A 13,191-nucleotide genomic window follows, 5' to 3' on the forward strand; every position below is an offset into this window, starting at 1 on the left:
AGACAGAAATAAGGATAGAAGCACACATGGCGCAAATTATTGTTGTCACCTCAGGTAAAGGCGGCGTAGGGAAAACAACTTCCAGTGCTGCAATTGCTACAGGTTTGGCATTGAAGGGACATAAAACTGTCGTTGTAGATTTTGATATTGGACTACGTAACTTAGATCTCATTATGGGCTGCGAACGTCGTGTGGTGTATGATTTTGTCAATGTCATCAATGGTGAAGCAAATCTCAGCCAAACCTTGATTAAAGATAAGCGCTGCGAAAAACTGTACATACTGCCAGCATCGCAAACCCGTGATAAAGATGCATTAACTAAGGAAGGCGTTGGCAAGGTTCTGCAAGATCTCGCTAAAGATTTCGAATATATCATCTGTGATTCCCCCGCAGGTATCGAAACGGGTGCCATGATGGCACTCTATTTTGCCGATATCGCCATCGTCACGACAAACCCGGAAGTGAGCTCGGTGAGAGATTCCGACCGTATTCTAGGCATGCTACAAAGTAAGTCGAAACGTGCCGAAGAAGGATTAGAGCCGGTTAAAGAGTATCTGTTACTCACCCGCTACTCTCCAAAAAGAGTATCGAGCGGAGAGATGCTAAGTGTAGAAGATGTTGAAGATATCCTCGCCATTCCACTTATCGGCGTGATTCCTGAGTCACAGGCGGTATTAAAGGCCTCAAACTCAGGTGTACCTGTGATCTTAGATCAAGAGAGTGATGCCGGAAAAGCATACAGCGACAGCGTGGACCGCCTACTGGGCGAGGAACTCCCGCTACGTTTCGTCACCGAAGAGAAGAAAGGTTTCTTAAAAAGGATATTTGGGAGCTAATTATGTCTTTACTCGATTATTTCAAGACCAAGAAGAAACCCAATACGGCATCGACGGCAAAAGAACGCTTACAGATCATCGTCGCCCATCAAAGGGGCGAGCGTGATGCACCTGATTATTTTCCTCAGATGAAACAAGAGATCATCGAGGTGATCCGCAAGTATGTGCAGGTTGATACAGATCAGATATCCGTGCAGCTGGATCAAAATGATGACAGGTTATCAGTACTCGAACTGAATGTGACCTTACCGGAAAAGTAAGTACACAGGCGTACAGTTAAACGAAAAAACCGCAGCACCTTTCTGATGCTGCGGTTTTTTGTGTCTTGCGCCGACTAAATATTTGAAAGCTTTAGTTCAGTCAATGCCGTCTCAACCAAATCCTTACGCCAGCCCGTCAATAACAAGGGCGACTCACCAGTTTTACCGTCCCACAACCACTGTAAATACCCGTGAATGTATCGCTTAGAGCCCAAGAGTTCGATAGGAACTTGCTGCTCCTCGGATATGCTAACCAGACAGTTCTTTATCGCCTTAAATGATGTTTTGTAGCCCGTTTTTAAGGCGATAACATCGATTGCCTTAGGCGGATTTTCGACATCGGCTGTGTTCAATAAGGCCAAAAGGTCCTTGCCGTGAATTCGCTTCTCCTGCTCGGTAAGCTCAATCATCTTAAAAAGATCTTGGCTATTTTTCGGCTGCTTCTTAGCTAACCCTATCAAGGCATGATCTTTAACCACAAAGCCTACAGCCAAGTCTCGTGTGATGGCTTTTTTCAAGCGCCATCGAGCCAGTACCTTGAGGTAGGCCAACTGCCTTGGGCTCAATTGGAAGGCATTCTTAACTTTCAGGTAGGCTTGCTCCAGATCCGGCGGCGTTAATCGTCCTCGGGTCATTCGCTCTCCCTCCTCAATGACCCAAGCTAATCGCCCCTGCTCTTGCAGTTTTTCGAGCAACTGAGGATAGAGATTATAAAGATAATAGACATCGTTCGCGGCATAATTGAGCTGAGCCTCACTCAAGGGACGCTTCATCCAATCGGTACGCGACTCTCCCTTATCTAAGCTGATATCTAACGTCTGCTCCACTAACTTAGCATAACCGAGTCCATGACCTAAGCCACACAAGGCGGCGGCGATCTGACTATCGAATAGATTAGCTGGTTGGCAATCCCCATTACGGGCAAAGACCTCGAGGTCTTCGCTACATGAATGCAGCACTGTGGTGATACCAGGCTCAGTCAGTAAACTCCAAAACTCAGATAAATTATTGACAGCAACTGGGTCTATCAAAGCTAACGTCTTGCCATCATAGGCCTGTATTAAACCTAGACGGGCATAAAAGGTGCGGGTGCGGACAAACTCGGTATCTAATACCAATAGATCACTTTGTCGATATTGCGATACGAGTGCAGTTAAGCTCGCATCGTCCTCTATATATTCAAACGCTAACAAGGTCTTCTCCCAAGATTGTGTCGTTAAAAAGCCGGCATATAGCCGGCTTAGAGAGAAAAGATATCAATGACAGGATTAAGCTGACTTAACCTCATCTCTTAGCTCTCTACGTAAGATTTTACCTACGTTGGTTTTCGGTAGCTCATCTCTGAATTCTACCAGCTTAGGCACTTTATATCCCGTTAAATGCAGTCGGCAATGGTCGATGATATCTCGTTCGCTTAAAGATTTATCACTTACCACCACAAACACCTTCACGGTTTCGCCTGAGATGTCACTAGGCACGCCCACGGCAGCCACTTCAACCACGGCCGAATGCATGGCGACCACTTCTTCGACTTCGTTGGGAAACACATTAAAACCAGACACAAGAATCATGTCTTTCTTACGATCGACAACAAAGAAATAGCCCTTCTCATCCATATAACCGATATCGCCGGTAGCCAGATAACCCAGCTTATCGATGACGGTAGCGGTTTCTTCCGGACGTTGCCAGTAGCCAAGCATAATTTGCGGCCCCTTAGCAAACAACTCTCCAGTCTCTCCCTGAGCCAGGACCTTGCCATCATCATCACGAACCTGAATATCTGTCATAGCAACGGGAAAGCCTATGGCACCGTTGTAACCAGCCAAGTTATAGGGGCAACACGTCACCAAAGGCGAAGCTTCGGTTAAGCCATAGCCCTCCAATAACTTGGTCTTAGTGATATTCTGCCATTTCTCAGCGACGGCGCGCTGCACAGCCATGCCACCACCGATAGACAACTTCAGATTTGAAAAATCGAGTTTTCTAAATTCTTCCGAGTTAACCAGCGCATTAAATAGGGTGTTAACCCCTGTAATCGCAGTATAGGGATGTTTCTTCAACTCACCGATAAAAGCGGGCAGATCCCTGGGATTAGTGATCAGTAGGTTATTCGCGCCTTTATGCATAAACAGCAGACAGTTCACCGTTAACGCGAAAATATGATAAAGCGGCAGCGCAGTAACAACAAACTCTTTGCCGTCGTTGAGCATAGGAGAGTATGCCGCATTGGCCTGGAGTAAGTTACTGACCACATTACCATGGGTCAACATCGCGCCTTTAGACACTCCCGTTGTACCACCTGTGTATTGCAAGAAAGCCAGATCATCTTTATTCAGCTTAGGCTTCACATATTGTAAGCGGCGCCCCTTGCTGAGGGATTTTCTCATGGAAATAGCATGGGGAAGATCGAACTTTGGCACCATCTTCTTGATATATTTGACAACAAAGTTAACTAAGGTGCGTTTCGGAGCGCTAAGAAGATCACCGAGTCCGGTTAAAATAACACTCTCTACCGGCGTCTGCTCGACAACTTTTTCCAGGGTATGAGCGAAGTTAGACACGACGACTATGGCCTTGGCACCCGAGTCATTCAGCTGATGCTTCAATTCTCTCGGTGTGTAGAGGGGATTAACATTGACCACCACCATGCCGGCACGCAATACCCCAAACAAGGCAATAGGATATTGCAATAGGTTGGGCATCATGATGGCGACCCTATCACCCTTCTCTAACTTGAGCTCGTTCTGAAGGTAAGCCGCGAAAGCACGGCTGCGCTCTTCTAGTTTACGATAGGTTAAAGTCGCGCCCATGTTAACGAAAGCGGGTTGGTCGGCAAATCGCGATACTGAAGTCTCAAACATGTCGACAAGCGAGCCGTACTCTTCAACGTCGATCTCAGCGGGTACATCATCCGGTAAATTATCAATCCAAATCTGTTCCACAAATCTCTCCTAAATCCCCACATCCAGTGGATATAAGCTTATCAGCCTATAAATAGCTTGAAAATCAACAAGCAAAATCACTGATTTTAATTATTTTTTTAATAAACACCAATTTCATACAAGTGTTTTAATTTCGATCATCATCACATAAATAGAGTAAAAAACCTAGCCCCATTTTTCTTTATCTCATTTTCCCTCTTCAGACATAAAGACTAAGATCGCATCGGCGACTTGTTTCGCATTTCCCATATGCAGATGATGGTCGCCGGCTAACTCAATACAAGACAAGTGATTGAACCATAGTTGAGCCTTGGGCAATAATTGACTTATCTGCTCATAACCTGATTCGGCTGTGATAATGAGTGTCTCAGTACTGTGATCTGTCATCAAGGCATCTACCTGCTCGAAGGTCAGTCTCAATGGAGAGTCTAATTTAAGCCGGGGATCACTGCGCCAGCTGACACCCGTCCCCTCTCGTTGCATATTTCTATCGACTAACAAGCGACACCAAGCTTCATCGAGGCCGGTCAATCTTGCTCTGGCCTTGACCGCGAGTTCAATCGAGTCATAAACGGCCGCAGAGTTCACGCTCTTACTGACCATGCGAAGGTGACTGGCGAAGCTGTTTCTTAGTCTTAAATTATTTTTAGTGGCTGACTCGAATAATGGACTGATGGCTTCGATCAGCACTAGCTTCTTGACCCGTTCAGGAAAAGCCGCCGTATATGCTGCGGCGATGATTCCCCTAAAGAGTGACCTATGATGCCTACGAATGTTTCTTGTTCTTTGAGCTTGTTGATTAACAACTCAAGATCATAGAGGTAATCAATCCAATGTAATGGGTATAATCCCGGCCTGTGCTCAGAATGGCCGTGGCCAGGCCAGTCAATCGCCAAGATCTGGTATTGAGGTAAGAACTCGGCCAAAGGCTCGAAACTGTTGGCATTATCCAACCAGCCATGCAGGGCTAATAATAAGGGCTTATCAGCGCTTCCCCAACGACGTCCGGATAAACGTATATGGGGTAACTGTATCTGGACCTCATTTTTTTCATCTCGAGTATGCAGCATAGGACCTCATTGTGATCTTGTTAGTTAACACGCCCCATTTTCAGGGGGCGCAACAGTGCCATACTTAACCTAAGATGTCAGTTATTTATTGACTGTTTTTAGTAAATTTTAGTGTCATGCGATCGCTCTCACCTATGGCCAGATACTTTTCTTTATCAAGATCATCTAAGGCTAACCTAGGCGGCAAGGTCCATACACCTTTAGGGTAATCTTTGGTGTCTTTAGTGTTGGCATTAATCTCGGATTTAGCGACTAAAGTGAAGCCCACTTTCTCGGCTAATGCGATCACTTTCGCCTCATCCATATAACCCGTTTTAGCGTCCATTCCCGCCTTGGCTCTGTGCTCGACTATGCCAAAGGTTCCACCGGATTTTAACACTTTATAAGCCGACTCGAATACTGGCTCTAGCTGATCTTTCATCGCCCAGTTATGTAAGTTTCTAAATGTCAGTACAACATCGACACTGGCATCACCACCCAAAACATAATGTGTCGGCGGATCGAACGTCACAGTCGTCGCTTTACCTAGCTGTTGACGATTATCTTGTAGCCAAGTTTCAAACTTCTTACCGGACTTGGCTTTATAACCTTCACGTTTCTTCTCATCAATAGGCTGTGTATCGAAGTTCCCCGCAACATATTGGCCATCAACAGCCAAGTATGGCGCTAAGATCTCGGCATACCAGCCGCCACCGGGCCACAGTTCGATCACCTTATCGCTTGGATTGATGTCAAAGAACACTAAGGTCTCTAAAGGGTGACGAAAGTCATCTCGGCTGGCATTCTTATCTTGTCTAAAATCGCTATTCACCGCTTGCTGTAAACTGCTCACCCCATGACCATCAGAATGGGCTAAGGCGTTGAAACTCAGCGTGGCACTGACGAGCACGCCAGCCACAAACATGTTATTTCTCATTATTGCTTCCCTGTATATAAGTTAATCATAAATCGGACTCGACTAACCTATCAGCAGCGAACTCAAAAACCAAGTGGGTTTAGCCGACCATAGGGAGGCTTACTGGCTGAAAGTGGAGGAGAAATGTAACAAAAAGATAATGAGTGGACTCAATCGAATGATCACTTACTTAATGGAACTGGTCTTAGATGCTGCCCTATCGACACGTTGCCAGCAAAGGAAGATCATCAAGGCGCTGAAGGCCAGCCAGATAAACACCCAGATCCAGGCTGGGATCCACGTGGCAGTCGCCAACATGGCAGCATCACCTTTGCCATTGAGGCCGAGCAAGACAGTAGGGCTGGCTAGGGCATTTAACATGATCATCAGTGCCATGATCCTTAAGCCACAGCCCATGAAGCGGTTTTTATTTAATTTTAGCGGCAGCAGGAAGAGCACGGCAAGACTGGCTAAAATGGAGATAGTCAGCAGATCCCTCCCCCACAACAAGGTCGTCAATACAACCGCGCCGCCCAATAGGGCGAAGCTCACTCTTATGCCCTTGGGCCAAGTCGCCAGAATAAAGATTAAATACCCCCAAAGAGCGGCACCGAAATAACCGCTGAAGCCGATAGCCACAGGCCAACCACCTTGGCTGAAACACAAGCCAGCACCATTGGGGAAAAGCTGAATATGGCTCACAGCGCCACCGGTCAATAAGGTGGCCAAGCCGTGTGAAAGCTCATGAAAATAACTTTCGAGCCATTTAAAAGGGACACTGATAAAAGGTAAACGTGTGATGAGCAAAGCGATTAAGAGTTCGACTAAGAAACGTCCCCGACTGGGAGCACCAGTGACAGGCAGGTTTATCTGAGTCTCGAGTGCGCCTGACTGATTAAGCATAGGTATCAATTCCAACCATCTGTTGGATGGCTTCTCTTTCGGCCGCATGTTGGTTGGTCAGGTATTGAGCAACCGCGCCTTCACTGGCTTGGGTCTGCTGCTCATATTCAAGCTTGGCGCCTAGACGAAACGCCAACTGTTCGGGTGTAGGAGACTGAACTTGGGTAGCAAGGAGAAGCTCATTCGATGCCCCCTCTGCTGCACTCTCTCTACTCTCCTCTTTCTGGAATGAGGGGCGAACCTTATCAATCTGCTCGACTCGAGATGAGCTCTCAACCCGATCACTGGTGTTCAGGGTTATGGCATCTAAGGATGCCGGCGCAATACTCGATGACCCGGACTTGAGCACGTTAAAATGGTTGGTTTGTATCTGCATTAAATCGACTCCTTTCCTAAGGCCACAAATATTTCCGTAATGGCTTTTAACAGATTAAGCTTACCTTAAATACTGGTATAAGCTACTCACGTCCCGGTAATTTTTTCCAGGTAACCGTATCGCGTACATACACAGGTGCCAGTTCATCGACAGAGGTCGATAGTCCTCGAGTATAACCCTGTTTTGCCAGCGCTAACATCGATTTAGCATCGGGAAACTTGATGTTATCCGCAGGCACTAATTCATTCGATAGTTCGAGTAGCTGAGGATAGGTATCGAATCCCGTACCAGTGGCCAGGATAGCGCCTTGGGTATCCGGTGCTAAGGTCACTAAATCCGGGGCAATCACCACCTCAGAGCTAACAGCCTCCGCGATACCCTCTTTAATCACGAATTGGCACCAATAGACTTCACCCATTCTGGCGTCGATGGCAGCGACGATCTGCTCGCCACCTTGATCGTCATATACGGCTTGTGCCATGGTCTGTAGACTAGATAAGCCAATCACCGGAATATCTTGTCCTAAGGCCAGACCTTGAGTCATGCTGGTGCAGATACGGATCCCGGTGAAGCTGCCCGGACCGCGACCATAGGCAATAAGATCCACATCGGCAATCTTGATATTTGCTTGAGATAAGACACTGTCTATCATAGGCAAGATACGCTGGCTGTGTTCACGAGGCACTATCGCCAATTCATGATATGTCTTGCCGTTGCTCACCAAAGACGCCGAACAAGATTCGGTGCAGGTGTCTAGTGAAAGTATGGTGAGCTCATCGGAGGTTTTCTGTATATCTGTCATCTCTTACCACAAACAAAAAGGCTAAAATCACGCCTCGAAGAGCCTAGATAAGCTCAGCAAGACGACGTGCAAATTGAACATTATAACCTATGTGATATTCACTTGTCGGCGGCTAAGGGGGAATTAAACGGCTAAACATAGATTTAACGGCCAGAAATCAAGCAAACCGTATGGATAAGGATTACTTTAAGAAGTTGATCAACCAGCGGGTCACTAATTTATCGTCAACCCTCAAGTCCAGTGACTCTATGCCTGCTTCGATACGCTCATGGGGGATTCTGCCTCGCCGAGCCTGCATAAGATCATATGAATAACGCTTACTGAATTCCGGATGACCCTGTATTCCTAAAAAATGCTCATTAATCTGTATCATGTAGAAGGGACAAAACTCACTCGATGCTAAGACCTGTGAGTCAGTCGGCAACTGCATCACTTGGTCTTGATGACTCACCACCAGAGATATTTCATTTTGACCTTGACCCATCCATTGCTGTTGTTGCTGCACCCTTGTGGTGCTGACGCCGACTCCCCAACCTTTCACTGACTTTTCCACCACACCGCCTAATGCCTTAACTATCATCTGATGGCCGAAACAGATCCCGACCAATTTTTTATTAGATTGGTATAACTCGATAACGAAGTCCTCGAGTGCTTTAATCCACTCATGGACATCATTGACCCCGAAACGACTGCCGGTGGTGATATAGGCATCGCATTCATGGATAGACTGAGGATATTCTCCCTCAATCACACGATACACCTTAAATTGAATATCTTCCTCTACCGCCTCAAACAACTGAGTAAACATCCGAGGATAATTGCCATGGCGCACCTGCAACTCTTCAGTCACATCATCACATTGCAAAATTCCAATTATCATATTGTGTCCTCCAAGAGGTGTTTTTCGCCTCTTTCAAGAGCAGAGCTGACCTTTAACCGCGTCACTGAATAAAATAGAGTATTGCACCGGAGTTAAGGGTATGGGGTTTCCTCCTGCCGCAGCATCCTTTGCAGCCATCTCCCCCACGAGCACAACATCATCCAGATTAATGCCTATATCACTCAAACTATTTGGTATAGACAATGCTTGTCTAAGCTCGAGTACCCAAGAGAGGAAACTATCGAAGCTTGGATCCTTTAAGCCTAAATAACCGGCGAGTCTGGTGATACGAGTATCAATCTCGGTTCTATTTCTTAATAAGACATAGGGCATCAAGATCGCATTTAACAAGCCATGATGCTTGTTGTATAAGGCGCCGAGAGAGTGCGCTAAGGCATGCATTCCCCCAGGCCACGCTGAAAACTGGTGGCGCCCATGCAGGATGCGACCAGCATCTGCGTCCTGGCCTCTATGTCTTCACCATTGGCCACGGCCCTGGGTAAGAAGTCTTTAATCAAGCTGATAGCCTCGATGGCGATGCCCTCCGCCATAGGGTGGTAAAAGGGGGCACAATAGGCTTCCAGATTATGAGATAAGGCATCGATGCCAGTGGCGGCGGTAATATGGGCGGGTAAGCCTATTGTCAGCCTAGGGTCCAGTAATACTTTGGCAGGCATCATATTGGGATGAAAAATAATGCGTTTCACATGCCGTTCTCCATCCGTATCAGTGATCACCGAGGCCCGACCGACTTCGGAGCCTGTGCCTGCGGTTGTAGGCACTGCCACCACAGGTAACATCAAACTCCCATTAATTTGACGCCAGTTATCGCCTACATCTTCAGCCTCCCACAAGGTAATGCTTTGCTTTGCCATCAAGGCGATGGCTTTGGCCGCATCTAAACTCGAACCGCCGCCCAGCGCCACCACACCATCAAACTTGCCACTGTTGAGCACATCGACGCCACTGCGAATATTCCCCCCGTCGGGTTAGCCTGAATATCGCAAAAGACCTCGATAACCAGACCCGCACCGACACAAATGTCGAGTATTTCTTGCACCATGGGCAGCTTGGCTAATCCCGGGTCTGTCACCAGTAACACCTGGGTCATCTCAAGCTCGAGGCAACAAGTAGCAACCTGTTTGATACAGCCCTCGCCCACCGTGATATCTGTGGGGTAATTCCAATTGGCTTGCAATAACATAGACAGCTTCCTTAATTCTTATGTATTAAACACATGAGTTCAACATCGCGACACCTGCGCAGAACTCAGCACTAACCGTGCTTGATATGAAACGACTTAGGTCGAGTAAATGACTCAAATCCAAGCTGTGATAAGGTGCAGCCTCGGCCCGACTGCTTCACGCCAGTCCAGGCCAACGCAGGATCTAAGTAATCGCAGCGATTTAAGAAGAAGGTGCCGGTCTCAACACACTCACCGAGTTCGATCCCCTTCTCAATGTCCTGGGTGAAAATACTCGCCGTTAAGCCAAAGTCACTGTCGTTCATCAGCTCCAGAGCTTCATCATCGCCTGAGACACTCATGATCCCAACTACGGGACCGAAGGACTCCTCTGTCATCAACCGCATTTGATGATCCACATGGGTTAAAATTTGCGGCGCCAGATAAGCGCTCCCCGCTTGGCTCCATTCAAACTGAGATTCATCGATATGAGCGACGGCGCCTTGGGCCAAAGCCTCCTGGATTTGCCCGCGCACAAAGTCGGCCGCCTCTCGCCTCACCAAAGGCCCTAAGGTCACACGCTTATCATCGGCGCGTCCTAACTTGTATTGCTTGGTTAACGCCACGGCCTTAGTGACAAACTCCTGATAAACACTGTGGTGCACATAGATACGTTCGATGCCGCAGCATGACTGACCCGAATTGAAGAAGGCGCCATCGACTAAGGCCTCGACCGCCTTGTCGATATCGGCGTCTTGGCGCACATAGGCGGGATCTTTCCCCCCAAGCTCGAGCCCCACACCGATAAAACGCCCCAGAGCGGCCTTCTCCACCATCTCTCCGCCAAATACCGAGCCGGTGAAGGCCACATAACTGATTCTGTTATCGGCGATAAGGCTTGCTGTATTTTCATGACTCATATGCAGATACTGAAACACGCCTTCGGGGAGCCCGGCTTGTTCAAACGCCTGAAACAGACGCTCCGCGCACAATGGGGTCTGAGCCGAATGTTTGAGGATCACACAATTACCCGCCAGCAGCGCAGGAATAATAGCGTTGATGGCGGTGAGATAAGGGTAATTCCAGGGCGCAATCACCAGCACAACACCTAATGCTTCTCGCTTTATATAGCGAGTAAAACCAGGTTTATCTTCACATTCGATATCCGCCAACGCTTGCTCACATACGCCTATCATGTACTCGCTACGCTCGGCGACGCCGGCGAGCTCGCCAGCGCCATAGCGGACCGGACGCCCCATCATCCAACTCAGCTCTTGAGCTATCTCCTCTTTATGGCTCACTAAGATATCGATAGCCGACTGACACAGGGCTTTTCGTCTCTCCAGCGAAGTCTGTTTCCAGCCTGTATCTGCGCCTTTAAAAGCCTGGCTTGCCCGCTTCACACAGGCAGACACCTGCTCCGTGTCGGCCAAGTGTCGAGTCACATAGACACTGGCATCGATAGGCGAGATGGTCTGCTGAATAACGACCTTGCTGGTTTCATCTGATATTTTCACTTGCTGCGACATATTCATTTAGCACTGAACTCCCACTAAAAATGTACATACATATGCTCATAGACGACTAGATAATCTCGAAATACCTCTCCATCTCCCAGTCGCTAACATGCTTCCTGAACTCTCGCTCTTCCCACTCCCGGCTGATGGCAAAGTGCTCGACAAACTGCTCACCGAAACACTCTTTCGCCGCCTTGGATTGCTTAAATCGCTGCGCGGCATCCCACAGGGTGGCAGGCAATGCCAAGGACACATCATGTTCCTGTTCATAGGCGTTACCTTTGACCTGAGCCTGAGGTTCTAGTTGATGCTCTATGCCGTATAAACCGCTGGCCAGCGCAGCGGCTAGAGCGAGATAAGGATTAGCGTCTGCGGCGCCCAATCGATATTCGATTCGCTGGGACTTGGCACTGCCCGGGATGACTCTTAATGCCGTGGTACGGTTCTCCACCCCCCAAGTTGCGTCGGTGGGTGCCCAAAAACCTGGTACCATACGGGAATAGCTGTTGATGGTTGGGGCTATCATGCACAGAAATTCCGGCATCAGCTGCTGTTGTCCAGCGAGGAAATGACGCTGGTTCTTGCTCATATTGTGGGGCTGACTGGGGTCGAAAAATGCCGACTGACCGTTTTTATGCTGCAGTGAGAGGTGAATATGACCACTCTGCCCGGGATAATCACCTGACCATTTCGCCATAAAAGTGGCCATCAAGCCGCGTTTCTGTGCCAACACCTTCATATAAGTCTTAAATAGCGCGCCTTTATCGGCCGCAGCCTCGACGCCGTCCACTGCGATGGCGGCCTCGATAACACCAGGACCCGTCTCGGAATGTATTCCTTCGATGGGAAAGTCCATGGTTTCACCCATGGAGAGAATGGCCTCATATAAGTCCGAATGCACCGAATTACGAATCATCGAGTAACCAAACCAATCCGGTGTCACGGTTTCTAAATTACGGTAGTGTTTCTCACGAATTGAATGCGGCGTTTCATTGAAGAGAAAAAACTCATATTCCAGCGCTCCGAACGCCTTAAAACCCATTTTGTCTGCTTTCTCAATCACCCGCCTCAGGGTGCCACGGGGGCAGACGACTTCAGCCTCTTGGGCAAATTCGGCAATAAACAGCAACATACCTTGCTCATCGACCACATCGCGACAGGTATGGGGCAAAATCCTCACTGCCGCATCCGGGTAGCCGGTGTGCCAACCTGTGTATTTGGCATTGTCATAGAGTTGATCTTTCATGTCCCAGCCAAGCACCACATCACAAAAAGCGAAGCCCTTCTCTAATGAAGCGAAGAACTTAGACTTAGACATATATTTGCCGCGCATCACACCATCATTATCAAATACACCGACTTTTACATGACTCAAGCCTCGCTCTTCGATGATGGCCATGGCATCGGCCACATTCTTTACTTCTCTCGCTTGCATTCTTGTTTGCATAGTCATGCTTCCTTTTATTATTAGCAGGCCAACAGGCTAATGAGCCAATCACACTGACTCACCCCTTAATGACTGACTTC

Annotated in this window: 14 protein-coding genes and 1 pseudogene; 2 read left to right on the top strand and 13 right to left on the bottom strand. The window is 48.0% G+C overall.

The genetic code is table 11. The features are described 5' to 3' along the window. The first annotated feature begins 26 nt into the window (after positions 1–26). On the top strand, positions 27–836 hold the full coding sequence (gene minD, locus FM037_RS16050) for a septum site-determining protein MinD (RefSeq protein ID WP_144046799.1): 810 nt from the start codon (positions 27–29) through the stop codon (positions 834–836). A gap of 2 nt (positions 837–838) precedes the next feature. Then, a complete protein-coding gene (gene minE / locus FM037_RS16055) occupies positions 839–1,096 on the top strand; it encodes a cell division topological specificity factor MinE (protein WP_144046800.1) in 258 nt (85 codons plus the stop codon). Between the two features lie 74 nt (positions 1,097–1,170). Here the strand turns inward: minE and rnd are convergent, their stop codons facing one another. The 13 genes and pseudogenes from rnd to FM037_RS16110 all read right to left on the bottom strand — a co-directional run bounded on the left by rnd (position 1,171) and on the right by FM037_RS16110 (position 13,099). Further along, a complete protein-coding gene (rnd, locus tag FM037_RS16060; RefSeq protein ID WP_144046801.1) occupies positions 1,171–2,289 on the bottom strand; it encodes a ribonuclease D in 1,119 nt (372 codons plus the stop codon). Positions 2,290–2,364: 75 nt separating this feature from the next. Then, a complete protein-coding gene (fadD, locus tag FM037_RS16065; protein ID WP_144046802.1) occupies positions 2,365–4,038 on the bottom strand; it encodes a long-chain-fatty-acid--CoA ligase FadD in 1,674 nt (557 codons plus the stop codon). Positions 4,039–4,224: 186 nt separating this feature from the next. Continuing rightward, positions 4,225–5,108, bottom strand: a pseudogene (locus tag FM037_RS16070) (alpha/beta fold hydrolase). A gap of 85 nt (positions 5,109–5,193) precedes the next feature. Then, positions 5,194–6,024: a class I SAM-dependent methyltransferase gene (locus FM037_RS16075; RefSeq protein WP_144046803.1), complete on the bottom strand. Its 831-nt coding sequence runs from the start codon at positions 6,022–6,024 to the stop codon at positions 5,194–5,196. Positions 6,025–6,189: 165 nt separating this feature from the next. Beyond that, on the bottom strand, positions 6,190–6,906 hold the full coding sequence (locus FM037_RS16080) for a M50 family metallopeptidase (RefSeq protein ID WP_144046804.1): 717 nt from the start codon (positions 6,904–6,906) through the stop codon (positions 6,190–6,192). Continuing rightward, entirely contained in the window at positions 6,899–7,282 is a 384-nt protein-coding gene (locus tag FM037_RS16085; RefSeq protein WP_144046805.1) for a hypothetical protein, read from the bottom strand. The genes FM037_RS16080 and FM037_RS16085 overlap by 8 nt, the downstream gene beginning before the upstream one ends. A gap of 82 nt (positions 7,283–7,364) precedes the next feature. Continuing rightward, on the bottom strand, positions 7,365–8,084 hold the full coding sequence (tsaB, locus tag FM037_RS16090) for a tRNA (adenosine(37)-N6)-threonylcarbamoyltransferase complex dimerization subunit type 1 TsaB (protein WP_144046806.1): 720 nt from the start codon (positions 8,082–8,084) through the stop codon (positions 7,365–7,367). Between the two features lie 181 nt (positions 8,085–8,265). Beyond that, a complete protein-coding gene (locus FM037_RS16095; RefSeq protein WP_144046807.1) occupies positions 8,266–8,964 on the bottom strand; it encodes a glutamine amidotransferase-related protein in 699 nt (232 codons plus the stop codon). Positions 8,965–8,997: 33 nt separating this feature from the next. Beyond that, positions 8,998–9,366, bottom strand: coding sequence for a dehydroquinate synthase/iron-containing alcohol dehydrogenase family protein (locus FM037_RS30180; RefSeq protein WP_324617066.1), 369 nt, complete (start codon positions 9,364–9,366; stop codon positions 8,998–9,000). Further along, complete coding sequence (locus FM037_RS30185; protein ID WP_324617067.1) at positions 9,354–9,920, bottom strand: iron-containing alcohol dehydrogenase; 567 nt, start codon at positions 9,918–9,920, stop codon at positions 9,354–9,356. The genes FM037_RS30180 and FM037_RS30185 overlap by 13 nt, the downstream gene beginning before the upstream one ends. After that, positions 9,863–10,168: an iron-containing alcohol dehydrogenase gene (locus FM037_RS30190; RefSeq protein ID WP_324617068.1), complete on the bottom strand. Its 306-nt coding sequence runs from the start codon at positions 10,166–10,168 to the stop codon at positions 9,863–9,865. Before FM037_RS30190 ends, FM037_RS30185 begins: the two co-directional genes overlap by 58 nt. Before the next feature lie 71 nt (positions 10,169–10,239). After that, positions 10,240–11,682 carry an aldehyde dehydrogenase family protein gene (locus tag FM037_RS16105; RefSeq protein ID WP_227992900.1) on the bottom strand — a complete coding sequence of 481 codons (1,443 nt, stop codon included), beginning with the start codon at positions 11,680–11,682 and terminating at the stop codon, positions 10,240–10,242. Positions 11,683–11,731: 49 nt separating this feature from the next. After that, on the bottom strand, positions 11,732–13,099 hold the full coding sequence (locus tag FM037_RS16110; RefSeq protein WP_144048995.1) for a glutamine synthetase family protein: 1,368 nt from the start codon (positions 13,097–13,099) through the stop codon (positions 11,732–11,734). Between the last annotated feature and the right edge of the window lie 92 nt (positions 13,100–13,191).

Source organism: Shewanella psychropiezotolerans, assembly GCF_007197555.1.
GTDB lineage: Bacteria > Pseudomonadota > Gammaproteobacteria > Enterobacterales > Shewanellaceae > Shewanella > Shewanella psychropiezotolerans.